A 15,711-nucleotide genomic window follows, 5' to 3' on the forward strand; every position below is an offset into this window, starting at 1 on the left:
CCGGAGCCGGTAGTGAGATTTCAAAGCAGTGCTCTGGCAGCCAGGAGATCCGGTGTCTCAAAGCCCTCGGCGAACTGGCCATAGAGCGGACTGAGCAGGTCGTGAGCCTCGCCGCGCCGGCGCTGTCCTATCCAAAGCCGTGCAAGACATGTCGTTGCCCGCAACTCCCAGAGCCTGGCGCCTTGCCTGCGCGCGATTGCAGCCGCATGGGCGAGCGGTACCTCCACATCGGTCGGATCGGGCCTCGGCAGTCGTAGCATCAGTTCGCCCTTTATCCGATGGAGCTCGGCCTCGAACCACCGCTCGCCGGTTTCTTCCACCCGGTGCAGCGCCTTTGCAATCAAGTCCAAGCCTTCCTCCACTGCCTCCCCTGCGCCGGAGCGGCCGAGAGCCTCGGCCTGAAGGCCAAGGAAATACGGCTCATAGAGCCCGGCCCCTGTGGCTTGCCAGGCCGGGAGGCCCTGCCGAAGCTGCGCGAGCCCTGTCTCCAGCTCACCCGACTGAGCCAGCGCCCATCCCCGGAACACCGTGCCCGCCGCGAGAAAATGCGGAAAGTTCTGCTCGCTCGCGAGCTCAATGAGTTTCTCGGCTCGGTCCGTTGCCTCGCGCCACGAGCAGCGGAACTGCTCAAGGGTACACGCGAACATCAGGGCGTACCCCTGCGTGTTGAGATGAGCGAGTTCTCGGGCGGCGCGGAGCGCCTCGTGGCTCCGCGCCCGGGCCTGATCCGGATAGCCCAGCGCAAACAACGTCCATGATAGCCCGGACAGCGCCGCCACCCGCGGATCCTGCACGTAGAGAAATGCGAGCGGGTGATGTCGCTCCGGATCATACAGGGCGAGCGCCCGCTCCAGATGGGGGCGGGCGGCAGCCACATCGCCGCGCCAGAAGGCACCTGTTCCGCTGATGCGGTGAGCCACCAGGGTTACGGAAGCCTCTTGATGATCCTGCGCCCGGCGCAAAAACTCGTCTGCCACGTCGCGCGCCGCGTTGTGCTCGGCGCGCACGCCGTGGAACACCCATTGACCATAGAGCACGGGCCAGAGCTGGGCGGTGGCCCCGATCTGCTCGCAGAGCTCGCGGGCGCGGGCGTTGGCCCGTCCAGCTTCCGGCGCCGCCCAGCCTTGCGTGGCCATCAGCGCGACGCCCAACGCAACCTGCAGGTCAAGTTCGCGCCGCCTCCGATCGGCCTCGGGCAACCCCACGAGAAGCTTCAATCCGTTCCGTAACTGCGCAAGCGCTTCAGCCATAGCCGATCGGGCGATGGCTCGTTGTCCTGCCTTCAGCCAATAGTCGGTCGCCGGCTCGGTCAGTCCTCCCTCCGTGTAGTGGTGGGCCACAAGTTCGGGTTGCGCCTGCACTGTCTCCGGAAAATGCTGCTCGAGCGCGGCTGCGATCCGGGCATGCAAGCGCTGCCGCTTCGCGCGCATCAGGGTCGTGTAGGCGGCGTCTTGCACGAGCGCATGCTTGAAGCTGTAGGTCGCCTGAGGCGGTGTGCCGCGCCGGAACACCAGGCCCGAGCCGACGAGGTCGTCCAACGCCACCTGCAGATCGTTCTCCGGCAATGCCGTCGCGATCGCGAGCAGTTCGTGAGAGAACTCCCGGCCAATGGCGGCCGCGACCTGGGCCACCTCGCGGGCAGGGGCCAGCCGGTCGAGCCGCGCCAGCAGGGACTCCTGCAGTGTCGTCGGAATCGCCATGGGCGGCAGCGGTCCCGCGAGGGCGTAACGGTCGCCTTCGTCGCGGAGCAGATCGGTCTCGAGCACGGTCCGCGTCAGCTCCTCGACAAAAAGAGGCACGCCGTCCGTCTTGGCGATGATCTGGTCGAGCACCGCAGGGGGGAGCGCCTTGCCGCCGCTCAGCCGCGCGACCATGGCTGCGCCCTGCCGCCGGCTCAAGCGGCTGAGGGTCAGCGCGGCGACGTGGGCATAGCGCATCCAGGGCGGCTCGAACTCGGGCCGGAACGTGATGAGGACGAGCACGGGGGCGCTTTGCACCCGGTCGACCAGAAGATCGAGCAGCTCGAGCGAGGTCGGATCTGCCCAGTGCACGTCCTCGTACAGGGCGAGAACGGGCCGGCGCGTTGCGAGCCCCAACACCTGATCGACGAGTTGGTCGAGCGTCCGCTCCTTCTGCCGATGCGGGCTCATGTCGAGCGGCGGGTAGCGCGCATTTGTCTCGACCGACATCAAGGCCGCGACCAGCGGGACCACCGTGGCGACATCATCAGTCGAGAGCGCGAGCAGCGCCTCAAGCTTATCGAGCCGCGTTGCCGCGGGATCGTCCGCGGCGAAGCCCGCTGCCCGCTCCAGCAGGCCGATCACCGGATAGAGCGGGCTGGTCTGATGGTGCGGCGAGCAGTAGTGGCTCAAGGGCGTATGCGGCTCATTTTCCAGTCGCCCGCGCAGCGCGCGCACGAGGCGCGACTTGCCGATACCGGGCTCGCCTGTCAGCAGCACCACCTGACCCTCACCGTCCTTGGCTCGCTCCCAATGCTCGAGCAGCAGACCGATCTCATTGTCGCGACCGACAAGCGGGGTCAGGCCTGCGCCGTGCAGCGCCTCGAACCGGCTCTCGGCAGCGCCTTCCCCGACCACGCGCCACGCCCGCACCGGACCGGGAAAACCCTTCAGGATCTGCAGGCCGAGCTCGGCGAGTGCGAACAGTTCGCCAATGAGCTCCCGGGTGCGGGCCGAAATCACCACTGTCCCGGGCTCAGCCAGCGTTTGCAGCCGCGCCGCCAGGTTCGGCGTATCGCCGACCACCGTCTCCTCGCGCGCCGCACCTTCGCCGATCAGCTCGCCGACAACCACCGGACCGGTCGCGATGCCGATTCGAGCTGCCAGTGGTGCGCCATGCGCCGAGCCCAGGCTATGCATCGCCGCGACCGCGGCGAGGCCGGCCCGTACCGCGCGTTCGGCTTCACTCTCATGGGCGTGCGGATAGCCGAAATAGGCCAGCACACCGTCACCCATGTACTTGGCCACGTGCCCTTCGAATCGCGCGATCGCAGCCGCGACCGCACTCTGATAGTTCCGCAGGACTTCGGCCATTTCCTCCGGATCGAGCCGCGCCGCGAGCGCGGTCGAGTCGACCAGGTCGACGAACATCACGGTGAGCTGGCGGCGCTCGGCCTCCGGTACGAGCGATGCGATCCCGGAGATAGCGACGGGTTCGGACGTGGCGGGGATGGTCGCCGAAATCGAGCCGGCGCGAAGGGCAGCAATTGCGGCGAGCAGCTTGCGGCGATGGCCGATCGAGGCGACGCCGAGCCCGATCAGATCCTCGGCCGTGAGGTCGATAAGGACCTCGGCGTCGACGTCGTTCGCCCGGAACTCATGTTCGTACTGTCCCAGCCCCAGACCACACAGCCAGGCCCCGATATCCATGGGCTCCTCCCGGCTCTCGTCCTCAGCGCTCGAATTGTCCTCGTCGGCTATTCCAGCACGTTGCGAATTGTTCGGGGTTCAGGACCCGTCTGCTTGGCGGATACTGATGCGTTTTCTGCGAGGAGAGCCTTCGTGCGCCGCAGATCGGGGATGATGATCTTGCCGTCGTAGTTCGTGCTGAGCGGAGCCAGCAAAGCGCATACTTCCGGTATCTTGCCCTGGGTACACCACAATCCGGCAAGGGCATTCGAGGCGCGCAGTTGCCACAACTGCGCGCCCTGCCGCGTGGCAACAGCTATCGCTCTACCGTAACAGACTTCTGCGGCCGCTGGAGAGCCGCCGGCCTTGACCAGCAAGTCGCCCTTCAGCCGATGAAGCTCGGCCTCGTACCAGCGTCCGCTTGTTCCTGCTACCGTCAGCAATGTCTGGTCAACGAGCTTCATGGCATCGGCAAGTTGATCTGTTTTCGCGAAAGCCTGGGCCAGAAGGTAGCGAGCGAACTGCACCCAGATCAGCGCACCAGTCGCTTCCAGCGCCCTTACACTCTTGCGAAGGTCCGGAAGACCCTCTTCCACATTCCCGCGATCACAACTCGCCCAACCCTTAAGCATCCGGCCACCGGCCAGCCAAAGCGGAAATGCATACTCGGAGGCCAGCCTGACGGTTCGTTCGGCAACCGGGTAAGCCGCCTCCGAGTCTCCGCACAGCACGTGCGCTCCTGCCAGAAAGGCAAGCGCATTGCAGAGGCTATGTGGATGCCGCTGCTGTTCGGCGGCACGGACCGCGTCTTGGCCAAACGCCAACCCGCGATCGATGTCGCCGAGCAGCGTACACGCAAGTGTCAAATAGGTTTGCGAGACAATCGGGGTGAGCGATGAGTGATGGGTCTCATCGTACAAATTGAGCGAGTTGATCAGGTGGTCACGCGCAGGGGCCAATTCGCCAATCAGAAACAGCGTCTGGCCGAGAGCACGATGACCGATCAGCTTGGGCATCGGATTGTCCTGCTGCTGGGCTCGCGTCAATAACTCCTCTGCCAATGTCCGAGACTGCTCGAAATCGCCTCGCGTGACATGGAAGGCGATGATGCCGTTGAGTGCCGCAAATCTCTGATCGGGGTTCTTGGCAGTGCTGCACAGCTCAAGTGCCCGCTTGTAAGCTTCAACGGTTTCCGCGACGGCAAACCCCTTTGACGCGGCAAAGGCGTTCCCCAGCGACTGCTGCAACTGCAACTCGAGACTGTCGCGTTCCATGCTTGGGGGAAGATCGAGCAGCCGCTTGAGGGCCATTTGAAGGTGAGTGCTGGCTTCGACGAAAGCAGATCGTGAACTGGCCTGTCGAGCAGCCCTTGTCCAATAATCGATCGAGAGTTTAGCCCCGCCAGCCTCCGCATAGTGTTGGGCCACGATCTCGGGAGCTGCATGCGCAATTTCCGGAAAGTCTCTGCACAGGATTTCGGCGATCCGTCCGTGCAGCTTTCGGCGTTGATCGTTAAGTATGCTCGCATAGGCCTCGTCTCGAAGGAGGGCGTGCTTGAAGGAGAAACTCTGATCGCTTGGGTGGCCACTCCTAAACACCAGGCCAGATGCCAGCAAGCGATCGATCGCTGCTTGAACATCGCTTTCCGAGAAGGGGGCCGTCGCCTTCAATAGTTCGAACGAGAAGTCGCGGCCAATGACGGCTGCGATCTGAGCGACAGTTTTCGCTGGCGCCAGCAGGTCCAGACGAGCCATCAGCGAATCATGCAACGTGTCTGGCACTAGCAGCGCAGCGTGCGTGCCGGAACGTTCTTCGTGTAGTCCACCACCTGCGCTTTCAAGGACCGCTTTTGTGATCTCCTCGACAAAAAGTGGGACGCCATCCGTCTTGGCCAGAATTTGATCGATTGCAGTCCGCGGCAGGTCTTTGCCCTTGGTCAGGGATTGGAGCATCGAAGACACCTGCACTCGGTCCAGCCGGTTGACCGTCATCGAGGTCACGTGCGGTTGTTCGGCCCAAGGCAGAGTGAGATTCGGACGATGTAACAAGATGGCCAACATCCGCCAGTTCTTCACGCCATCGCGGATTCGCTCGAGCAGCTCGAGGGACGTTGGATCTGCCCAATGGACGTCCTCGAATACGAGGATCATCGGTTGTTGCTCGGTACTGGCCTGCAGCAGGGCGAGGAGGGCGTTGAAGGTTTGGACTTTGAGCTGCTCGGGCGTGAGCTCTCGTTGGGGGTAGCGATCCCCAGTCGGGATCGATAGCAACGCGGCCAAAGGTGGAACGATCGACGTAGTTTGTTCCGTGGTCCGGCGTACCAGGTCCTCCAACTTGTTCAACCTGATCGCAGGTGAGGTATCGCGGGCTATGTTCGCGGCATGCTCCAGGTAGTGAATGACTGGATGTAGTGCGCTGCTCGTGTGATACGATGAACACTGAAATTGCAGGAAACCGCATCTCTCTCCGGCCAGCCGGTGTCGCAGGGCCTGGATAAGTCGAGACTTGCCAATTCCAGGTTCGCCAGAGATCAGGACGATCTGGCCCTTGCCGTGTTTCGCTTTGCTGTAGTGCTTGTGCAACAGGCGCACTTCAGCTTGCCGGCCGATCAGTGGTGTCAAATGCAAGGAAGTACGCGCCTCAAATCGACTCGATAGTGAACCTGGCGCAACGACACGCCACACCCGAACCGGCTGCTCGAATCCCTTCAAATGGTGATTGCCGAGATCGGCAAATTCAAACAGCCCGCCAAGCAGGAGCCGGGTGCGTGGAGCGACCAGGATCTGGCTGGGCTCGGCCAAGGCCTGTAAGCGAGACGCCAGGTTTGGTGCATCGCCGACAAGCGCGAACTCGCGCGAAGGCCCTTCTCCGATCAGATCGCCGACGACAACGAGGCCACTTGCAATACCGATCCGGACTTCAAGCTTTCCGGCGATCGGGATGGTCAACGCTGGGACTGCTTCGACCATCTCCAGCGCTGCCTTGACCGCACGTTCGGCATCATCCTCATGGGCCGACGGAAAGCCGAAATAGGCGAGAACTCCATCGCCCATGAGACGTGCTATGTGCCCGTCATAGCGACGAATGGCGTCATCACAACAGCGCTGGAAGTCGAACAGGATCGTGCGCAACTCCTCGGGATCGAGCTGTGCAGACAAGGACGTCGAACCTACGAGATCGCAAAACAGCACGGTCAGGTGGCGCCTCTCGGCGCTCTGGGCCGTTGTCGGCGGCGATCGGGGATCAACAGATGGGCTGGTGGCTTGCGACGAGCCGCAACGAGCTTGTATCGCCTTGACGAGCTTCTTCCGGTGCCCCAGGGAAACGCCGAGTTTTTCCAGGTCGCGCTCGGTCAGATCCGGCAATATCTCCCAATCAATGTCGTTCGTAGCAAACAAGTCGGCATATTGCGCCAGTCCAATCTCTTCCAGCCAGTGCCGCAGATCGGTCATCGTGACACACAACCCGAACGCTTCTGGCGATCGCGCCAAATCCACTGACGGGGCGGCGAGACTGCGCGATTATCCTGCGCGTGGATATTGGAGGAGGCAAGCTGAAACTTCTGCCGCAATCGCAGCGCCCGTTCTCGCGCGTGACAAAGTAAGGCCCGCTGACGCTCCGAACGTGGGCGAAGTGAATCGGTGGAGTTTTCCTTCAGGCCAAAACAAAAGCGGACTTGCTCCTCATCCGTCTTTCGTCACACGCAGGCGTTCGCTGCCTTCGGCGAGATTCACCAGCACGTGCAGGCGGAATTGGATCTGCAAACGGTAGCACAGTGCGTCATGGCGGCCGTGCGTGATAACGACCTCTCCCTAGAGGTGCGATGAGATTTGCGATAGTTTGCACCACGCCCGGCGAAAATCTCAACTCACCTTGATCCGCACGTGGCGAAGCCGCCCTTTTTGGCCGTCGATTTCAGAGGCGGACAAATTCTATTGCTGGACCGGGCGGCTGTCGGTTGACGAGATCTCGGAAGGTAACGTCGTACGCGGATGCGTAGGCATTGAGAAACCCAATGTAGCGACGAAAACTCTGCGCCATTCGCGACAATGCTGAGAAAGCAACATTTTGCGGGAGGATCATCATGAACTCTGATCAGGTTCGTCAGGTTGTCGATGAGGCAAATCGCAGGTTTGGTGCAGCCGCCGCCAGCAAGGACTATGCCGGTATGGCTGCGTTCTATACCGAGGACGCCAAGGTTCTGCCGCCCGATGCGCCGATTGTTTCGGGGAGAAAGCCGATAGAGGAATTTTGGCGAACGGCGGCAGACGCGCTCGGTCTGATAGACGTCACTCTCAAGACGATCGACCTCGAGGTCGCCGGCGACACCGCCTATGAGATTGGCGAGGCCGACCTGAAGCTCAGCTCCGGACAGGCAAAGGTAAAGTACCTCGTTGTTTGGCTCCGAAGGGATGGCCGGTGGCACCTGCATCGCGACATCTGGAATAGCATGCCGACGAGCTAGAGGCGGACGGAGTATCGGCGCGATCCAATACTAAACGCGGCTTTCCCGATCGGCTCTTTTCGGACATGGCGTGATATCCGACTTGAATCCGATATGCGCACGGAAACAGCGTCAGCAAATTTTTGGGTTCACGCGCCAGGGCACGGCAGGGTCAGGGACCAGCTCGGGCGCCCGGTACCGGTCACCCGCCCATGTGCTGCGATTTTGGCATTATGCCCCCGATTTGCCCGACGTGTCAAGTAATTTTCGTAAAATACGAAAAGTCCGCGCCGGCGTCATCGGCTACTGTGCATGGGGTTGTTTCGACACTTTGTCCCTCGCCTCATCGGGGAGGGGGCACGCCTCAAGAATTCGCCTCCGCGGCGGGCTGCGCATGGGGTGCCGCCTTCTTGCGCGACGCGCGCCAGTTCTCAAAACGCTGCACCACCACGAAGAAGGCGGGCACGAACAGCACCGCGAGGCAGGTCGAGGCCAGCATGCCCGAGAACACGGTGATGCCGATCGACTTGCGGGCGCTGGCGCCGGCGCCGGTCGCGAGCACCAGCGGCACGACGCCGAGGATGAAGGCGAACGACGTCATCAGGATGGGGCGGAAGCGGGCGCGCGCCGCCTCGATCGCCGATTCCAGGATCGGCTTGCCGTCGCGGACGTGCAGTTCGAGCCCGACCTCGACGATCAGGATGGCGTTCTTGGCCGACAGCGCGATCAGGAGGATCAGGCCGATCTGGCAGTAGAGGTTGTTGTCGATCTTGAGGCCATTGAGCACCAGCATCGGCCCGATCAGCGACAGCGGCACCGCGAGGATCACCGAGATCGGCGCGTACCAGCTCTCGTATTGGCCGGCGAGCACGAGATAGACCAGCAGCATGGCAAGGCCGAACACCCAGTAGATCTGGTTCGAAACCGCCTTCTCCTGATAGGACATCGCGGTCCATTCGTAGCCGGTGCCGGGCGGCAGCGTCTTGTCGCCGATCTGCTCCATCAGCTCCAGCGACTGGCCCGAGCTGTAACCTTGCGCCGGCAGGCCGACGATGGTCGCCGACGGATAGAGATTGTAGAGGCTGATCAGCGACGGACCGGTGATCGGCGTGATCTTGGCGACGGTGCCGATCGGGATCATGTTGCCGTTCTGGCTGCGCACCATCATGTTGGCGATGTCGCGCTCGGTGACGCGGAACGAGGAGTCCGCCTGCGTATAGACCTGGAACACGCGACCGAACTTGTTGAACTGGTTGACGTAGGACGAGCCGAGATAGGTCGAGAGGGCGGAGAACACCTCATCGGTCGTCACGCCCAGCGTCTGCGTCTTGATGCGGTCGATCTCGACGTTGAACTGCGGCACCGACGAGCGGAACGAGGAACTGACGCGTTGCAGCGCGCTCTGGCTCTGGGCGTTCGCAACCATCGCGCTGGTGATCGCCTGGAGTTTTGCGAAATCGCTGTTGCCGTCGCGCAACTCGACCTGGAGGGAGAAGCCGGCCGCGTTGCCGATGCCCTGGATCGGCGGCGGCGGCAGCACCAGCGTGCGCGCCTCCATGATGGTCGCGAGCTTGTCGTTCAGCCCGAAGACCAGGGAGCGCAAATCTTCGCCAGGGCCCTTGCGGGCGTCCCAGTCCTTCAAAATGATGTAGGCGACGCCGGCATTGGCCAGGCTCGCGCTGTTGTCGAGTGCGGAGATGCCGGCGATGGTTATGACCTGGGCCACGCCCGGCGTGGAGCTGACGATTTCGGCGGCCTTGTCCAGCACCTTCTGCGTCCGCTCCAGCGCGGCGCCGTCGGGCAATTGGATCGCGGCGATCAGATAGCCCTGGTCCTCGATCGGCAAGAAGCCGGTCGGCACCCGCGACAGGCCATAGCCGCCGATGCCGATCAGCACCAGCGCGATGGCGACCGACACCGTGGCGTGGCGGACCAGCGCGGTGATCAGCCGCGTGTAGCCGCGCTCGACGCGGTTATAGACGGCGTTGAAGCCACGGTAGAAGAAATTGCGCTTTTCCGGCGGCACCGCCGGCCGCAGCCACAGGGCGCATTGCGTCGGTTTCAGCGTCGCCGCGTTGATGGCGGAGAGCAGCGCGGTCGCCGCGATCACGAGCGCGAACTGCGAGTAGATGCGCCCCGTGAGCCCGGCGAGGAACGAGGCCGGCAAGAACACCGAGATCAGCACCAGCGTGATGCCGACGATCGGCGCAAAAAGCTGGTCCATGGCCCGGATCGCGGCGTCGTGGCCGGTCATGCCCTGCTCGATATTGTGGGCGGCGCCTTCCACCACGACGATCGCGTCGTCGACCACGATGCCGATCGCGAGCACGATCGCAAACAGCGTCGACATGTTGATGGTGAAGCCGAGCGCCGCCATCGCGGCGAAGGCGCCGATGATCGTTACCGGCACCGTGGTCGCCGGCACCAGCATCGCGCGCCAGTCCTGCAGGAACACCAAGATCACGACCAGCACGAGCAGGCCGGCCTCGATCAGGGTCATGTAGACCTCGTGCACCGAGGCCTGCACGAATTTCGTGGTGTCGAACGGCGTGTCGTATTTGATGCCCTGCGGAAAGGCCTTTGCAAGCTCCGCCATCTTCTTCTCGACGGCCTGTTCGACCTGGAGCGCGTTGGCGCCGGGCGACTGGAACACGCCGATGCCGGTGGCCGGCTGCTTGTTGAGCGAGAAGATCTGGCTGTAGGTCTGCGCGCCCAGTTCGACCCAGCCGACGTCGCGTACCCGCGTGACGTCGCCGGCGGTGCCGGTCTTGACGATGATGTTCTCGAACTGCGTCGTGTCGTCGAGCCGGCCGGCGACATTGAGCGTGTACTGGAATGCCTGTCCCGGCGGCGTCGGCGGGGCGCCGACCTGGCCGGCCGCGACCTGCTGGCTCTGCTGCTGGATCGCCGTGATGACGTCCGAGGGCATCAATCCGCGTACTTGCAGCTTGTTGGGATCGAGCCAGATCCGCATCGAGTACTGGCCGGCGCCGAACACGGTGACGTTGCCGACGCCGGGCAGTCGCGAAAGCTCGTCCCGGATGTTGATGGTGGCGTAGTTGCTCAAATACAGGCTGTCGTATTTCGAGTCCGGCGAGGTCAGCGTCACGAACAGCAGGATCGAGGTCGATCGCTTCTGGACCGTGACGCCCTGGTTCTGCACCGCCTGCGGCAATTGCGCGAGCGCGCTGGAGACGCGGTTCTGCACCAGGACCTGCGCGAAGTTGAGATCGACGCCGATCTTGAAGGTGACGGTCAGTGTGTAGGTGCCGTCCGACCCGCTATAGGACTGCATGTAGAGCATGTCCTCGACGCCGTTGACCTGCTGCTCGATCGGCAGCGCCACCGTGTCGATGACCGTCTTGGCGCTGGCGCCGGGATAGCGGGTCGTGACCTGCACGGTCGGCGGCACCACGTCCGGATATTGCGCGATCGCGAGGTTGAACAGCGCGACGCCGCCGATCAGGATCATCAGGCAGGCGATGACGTTGGAAAGGACGGGACGTTCGATGAAGAATTTTGAGATCATGGCCGGCTCCTACTTGGCCGACGCTTGCGGCGTCTCGATCTTCTGCGCCTGCGGATCGACCTTCTGGCCCGGGATCACCCGTAACAGGCCGGCGATCACGATGCGGTCGTCCGGCTTCAGACCGCTCTCGATCACGCGCAGGCCGTTGTCCAGCGGGCCGATCTGCACCTTGCGCTGCTCGACCGTGTTGTCGGCATTGACCACGAGCACGTAGCGGCCGCCCTGGTCGCTGCCGAGCGCGGTGTCGGGCACGAGTAGGGCGTCCTTCTGCTGGTCGACGGGCACGCGAACGCGGACGAAATAGCCCGGCAGCAGCACCCGCTTGTCGTTCGGGATTATGCCGCGCACCGGCAGCGTGCCGGTGGCCTGGTTGACGGTCGGCGCCGCATAGTCGAGGTGCCCCTCATGGGGATAGCCGGTTTCGGTCTGCAGACCCACCTCGACCGGCAGCGACTTGAGGTCCGCCGCCGTCATGCCGCGCCGCTGCGCTTCGGCGCGGATGCGCAGCACGTCCTGTTCGTTGACGTTGAAGTTCACATAGATCGGATCCATTGCGACGATGGTCGCAAGCTGGGTCGGGGAGGACACACCGACGAGTTCGCCGATCGAGACGAGGTGAGTGCTGACGATGCCGTCGAACGGCGCCGCCACTTTGGTGTAGCCGTAATTGACCTCGGCGATCCTGGTGTTGACCTGGGCCTGCTGCAGATTGGCCTGGGCATTGTCGCGCGTAGACGTGGAGGTCTCGAGCGTCGACTGCGAGACCACCTGCCGCTGCACGAGGTCGGACTGCCGCTTGAAATCGGCTTCGGCCTGCTTGAGCGAGGCCTGTGCGCCCACTTCGGCGGCCTGCGCCTGTTCGAGCTTGAGCTTGTAGGTGTCGGGCTCGATCGTGAACAGCGTGGTGCCCTGCTTCACGAAGGTGCCGTCCTGATAGTCGATCGATTGCAAAAAGCCCTGCACACGCGCCACGAGATCGACGTTCTTGATCGGGGCGGTGTTGCCGGTGGCCTCGAGATAACGCGTGATAGTGCGCTGCACGGGCGTTGCGACGTCCACTTTCGGCGGCGGTGGCGCGACGTAGGCGTTCTTCTGATCGCAGGCGGCAAGCGCGACGACGGACGCGACCGCCATCAGGGCTTTGCCGACCTGTCCCGAAATTCCGTCCCGTGGTGCACGATTTGCGAAGTTCGCACGCGTCATCGCGGTGGCCCCCGTGTGTTGTATGCCTGCGGCAGGTCTCCAACGGATTTGATAGCAACAAACCGCAGGCCGTGGAACACCATAGCCATGGCAGCGTCCCGCCTTGCACCGCAAAGAAGGATGTGGCTTGTGACAGATTCGTCAATCGTGACAGACAAATCCACTTTTCAGTGCACGCACGATCGACCAGAATTGTATCCAGGGCTGCCCAAGAAACGGCTCAAGACGCGCCGAAGGGGAGAGAGTAGCCATGCCCGCTTCATTCCGGTCGGTTTGTGCCGGCCTCGTTCTCGCCATGGGGATCACGATGACTGCAAGCGCCGACGGCCTGAAGGACGAGATTGCGCCGACTGGCAAGTTGAGGGTCGCGATCGCCATCAGCCCCGCCGGCGGCGCGTTCTGGTCGACCAAGACCGAGGCCGGCTACGCCGGCGTACCGGTCGACCTGGGTAAGGAGATGGCCGCGCAGCTCGGCGTATCAGTCGAATATGTCGTGCATCAGAATTCGGGACAGATCACGGATGCGGCCGGCAAGGGCACCTGGGACGTCACTTTCCTGCCGAAGGACGCCGAGCGCGAGAGCAAGATGGCGTTCGGTCCGATCTACGAGGTCGCCGACGCCACCTACATCGTCAAGCCGGGCTCGACGGTGACGAATTTCGCAACGCTGGATCAACCCGGCACAAAGGTCGCCGCGGTCAACGCCACCACCACCATGCGCGGCGCGATCACGCATCTGAAGAACGCTCATGTGACAGGCTATCAGACCTATGACGAGATTTTTGCCCTGCTGAAAAGCGGCGAGATCGACGCCTTCGCTCTGTCGCGCGACCAACTCAACAAGATGGCGCAAAAAATTCCGGGCACGCGCGTGCTGGATGAGACCTTCAAGAAGACGGTGACCGCGGTCGCCGTGCCGCTCGGCCATCCCCAGGCACTTGGCTTCATCACGAGATTCATGACCGAGGCGGTCACCAACGGGACCTTGCGCAGGGCCTACGATGCGAACGGGCTGAAGGACGCGCCGATCCGGACGGAGTGACGGCGCCGCTGCCTAGTGCGGTGCGTGCGCCACGTGATGGCTGGCGCCCGTCGAAGAGGGCACTGGCTCGTCCAGCGCCGCCAGGCGTGCATCGATCGCCTCCACGACGCGGCGCGAGAACGGTCCGAGATGCGCATAGGCCGCGATCATGGCGACCGCGATGCGGGCTGAGGATGTGTCGCGCTTGGCGCAGGCGAGGAACGTTTTCCAGAACGGGGCATGCGCTTCGGGAATCGCTGACGTGACGCGGTGCACGGTCTCGAGCGCGCGGACTTTTGCGCGGATGTCGCCCTCGGGGAGTTCCTGCCTTTGCCGCGAACGGTCGAGCATCGTCATCAGGCGGTCGATGCGGCTTGCGTAGACGGCCGGATCATAGATCCGCGCCAGAACCTGCCTGTAGTCCAGGAGGATGTCGCGCAACGGGCGCGCCGGGTCAAAATTGATCCCGCCGGTGCACTGGTCGCCGCTCGTGGTCGACGCCACGTCGTGATTCTCGTGCAGCCGTCCCTCGCGCGCCAGACGGCGCGTGAGCTGCGTGTTCGGCAGGGCATAGAGCAGGCCGACCATGCAGACCGGAATGGCGGCGTCCTCGATGAAGTCGATCATGGCGTCCGCCATCGAGACCTTTTCGCTGTCGAAGCCGACGATGAATCCTGCGGTCACCAGCATCCCAGCGCCGTAGATCTTGTGGATGCTCTCGGCGATGTTGCGCCTGGTGTTCTGCTTCTTGCGCATCGCGACCAGGGTTGCCGGATCCGGGCTTTCAATACCGACGAACACGCCGAAGAAGTTGGCCGCGGCCATCATATCAAGCAGTTCCGGATCGTCGGCAAGGTTGACGGACGCTTCGGTCGAGAACTCGAAGGGATAGTCGTGGGCGCGCTGCCAGTCCGCGAGCACGGGCAGGAACAGCCGCAGCGACTTCTTGTTGCCGATGAAATTGTCGTCGACGAAGTCGAGATGGCCGCGATATCCCATCGCGTAGATCGCATCGAGTTCGGTGAGCATCTGCGGTGTCGTCTTGGTCCGCGGTACGCGTCCGTAGAGCTCGATGATGTCGCAGAACTCGCAGGTGAAGGGGCAGCCGCGGGAATACTGGACGCCGAGATAGAGGTAGTGTTCGGGTCTCAAGAGGTCGAAGCGCGGCACCGGCGTCTTGGTGACATCGGCCTGGAACTTTGGCGCGGTGAAGACGCCCGATCGCGCGCCGCTCTCCCAGGCTGCGACGAAGTCGTCGATCACGCTCTCGGCCTCGCCGAGCACCTGGAAGTCGGCGCGGTCGTAGATGTGAGGACTCGACGTCGGGTCGGGTCCGCCGACGACAACAGGCGTGCTGCGCGCCCGGCAAAGCTCGATCAGTCGCAGCGTGTCGGCCTGTTGCGGCAACATGCCGCCGGTGAAGACGATATCGGCCCAGGCCAGATCGTCGTCATTGAGCTCCGCCGTGTTGCAATCGATCAGGCGCACGGTCCAGTCGGCGGGCAGCATCGCGGCCACGGTGATCAGTCCGAGCGGCGCTGCGGGGCGGCGAACGCCCATCAACTTGCAGGATTCGCCAAAACTCCAGAACGAGTCCGCAGCAAACAGCGGATAGAGCATGAGTACGTTGCAAGGGCGCGTCACGTCTTGGGACTCCGCTCAAGAATAGCCCGGAGTGTAACAAAGCCCGCCCGTCTTGCATCCCCGCAAACAGGGACAAATTGACAGGGGACCGCGACGTCAGGTCGACAGCACGGTCAGGGACGCCGCGCCTCAGGGTTTTGGCGCCAGACAGCGCTAACGGCCGTTAACCGAATCTCGGCAGGCCGATTTACCGGCATGAAAGCGGCGATCGTTAGGCTGGCTTGGTGTTCCCTCAAGTGCAGACATCAACTGCAGAAATACGCCGCATGGCCAACAGCTTATGGACGATCGAAGAGTTCGCCTGCCCGGGCTGCGGGATGAACTACAGCGCGACGAAGGAGGCGCACTCCGAAAAGCACTCCGGCAGTTTCAGATGCAGCGTCTGCACGGCCGAGGTCCACGCCTGGTCCGGCAATCATCACTTCTTCGACTGGAAGGCCATCCAGTCGCGGCCGCCTGTCTTCGGCAGGCGATGGGGCGTGTCGCAGTGGTAGGCGGAGAA

The 15,711-nt window shown here is 63.2% G+C and carries 8 protein-coding genes; 3 read left to right on the forward strand and 5 right to left on the reverse strand.

What is annotated here, in order from left to right; genetic code table 11:
- Window positions 1–20: 20 nt before the first annotated feature.
- Window positions 21–3,389, reverse strand: coding sequence for an AAA family ATPase (locus KUF59_RS10675; RefSeq protein ID WP_212462048.1), 3,369 nt, complete (start codon window positions 3,387–3,389; stop codon window positions 21–23).
- A gap of 47 nt (window positions 3,390–3,436) precedes the next feature.
- On the reverse strand, window positions 3,437–6,820 hold the full coding sequence (locus KUF59_RS10680; protein WP_258769428.1) for an AAA family ATPase: 3,384 nt from the start codon (window positions 6,818–6,820) through the stop codon (window positions 3,437–3,439).
- 632 nt (window positions 6,821–7,452) lie between these two features.
- On the opposite strand from KUF59_RS10680, the gene KUF59_RS10685 reads away from it, so the two are divergent.
- Window positions 7,453–7,833, forward strand: coding sequence for a YybH family protein (locus KUF59_RS10685; protein WP_212462050.1), 381 nt, complete (start codon window positions 7,453–7,455; stop codon window positions 7,831–7,833).
- Window positions 7,834–8,176: 343 nt separating this feature from the next.
- Here KUF59_RS10685 and KUF59_RS10690 read toward each other — a convergent pair whose 3' ends face one another.
- Window positions 8,177–11,341, reverse strand: coding sequence for an efflux RND transporter permease subunit (locus KUF59_RS10690; protein ID WP_212462051.1), 3,165 nt, complete (start codon window positions 11,339–11,341; stop codon window positions 8,177–8,179).
- A 9-nt stretch (window positions 11,342–11,350) separates the two neighbouring features.
- Window positions 11,351–12,544 carry an efflux RND transporter periplasmic adaptor subunit gene (locus tag KUF59_RS10695; protein WP_212462052.1) on the reverse strand — a complete coding sequence of 398 codons (1,194 nt, stop codon included), beginning with the start codon at window positions 12,542–12,544 and terminating at the stop codon, window positions 11,351–11,353.
- A 250-nt stretch (window positions 12,545–12,794) separates the two neighbouring features.
- Here KUF59_RS10695 and KUF59_RS10700 point away from each other — a divergent pair, with 250 nt between their 5' ends.
- Window positions 12,795–13,586, forward strand: coding sequence for an ABC transporter substrate-binding protein (locus KUF59_RS10700; protein ID WP_212462053.1), 792 nt, complete (start codon window positions 12,795–12,797; stop codon window positions 13,584–13,586).
- A 12-nt stretch (window positions 13,587–13,598) separates the two neighbouring features.
- On the opposite strand, the gene KUF59_RS10705 is transcribed toward KUF59_RS10700, so the two are convergent.
- Window positions 13,599–15,185 carry a B12-binding domain-containing radical SAM protein gene (locus KUF59_RS10705; protein ID WP_212462108.1) on the reverse strand — a complete coding sequence of 529 codons (1,587 nt, stop codon included), beginning with the start codon at window positions 15,183–15,185 and terminating at the stop codon, window positions 13,599–13,601.
- Window positions 15,186–15,475: 290 nt separating this feature from the next.
- Between KUF59_RS10705 and KUF59_RS10710 the strand changes: the two genes are divergently transcribed.
- Window positions 15,476–15,703 (forward strand): hypothetical protein, encoded by a 228-nt coding sequence (locus KUF59_RS10710; RefSeq protein WP_212462054.1) that lies wholly within the window; start codon window positions 15,476–15,478, stop codon window positions 15,701–15,703.
- Window positions 15,704–15,711: the final 8 nt, after the last annotated feature.

The organism is Bradyrhizobium arachidis (assembly GCF_024758505.1).
Lineage (GTDB): Bacteria > Pseudomonadota > Alphaproteobacteria > Rhizobiales > Xanthobacteraceae > Bradyrhizobium > Bradyrhizobium manausense_C.

Coding starts and splice junctions, on each gene's coding strand:
- KUF59_RS10675 (WP_212462048.1), bottom strand. CDS start 3,389: ATGGATATCGGGGCCTGGCTGTGTGGTCTGGGGCTGGGACAGTACGAA.
- KUF59_RS10680 (WP_258769428.1), bottom strand. CDS start 6,820: ATGACCGATCTGCGGCACTGGCTGGAAGAGATTGGACTGGCGCAATAT.
- KUF59_RS10685 (WP_212462050.1), top strand. CDS start 7,453: ATGAACTCTGATCAGGTTCGTCAGGTTGTCGATGAGGCAAATCGCAGG.
- KUF59_RS10690 (WP_212462051.1), bottom strand. CDS start 11,341: ATGATCTCAAAATTCTTCATCGAACGTCCCGTCCTTTCCAACGTCATC.
- KUF59_RS10695 (WP_212462052.1), bottom strand. CDS start 12,544: ATGACGCGTGCGAACTTCGCAAATCGTGCACCACGGGACGGAATTTCG.
- KUF59_RS10700 (WP_212462053.1), top strand. CDS start 12,795: ATGCCCGCTTCATTCCGGTCGGTTTGTGCCGGCCTCGTTCTCGCCATG.
- KUF59_RS10705 (WP_212462108.1), bottom strand. CDS start 15,185: ATGCTCTATCCGCTGTTTGCTGCGGACTCGTTCTGGAGTTTTGGCGAA.
- KUF59_RS10710 (WP_212462054.1), top strand. CDS start 15,476: ATGGCCAACAGCTTATGGACGATCGAAGAGTTCGCCTGCCCGGGCTGC.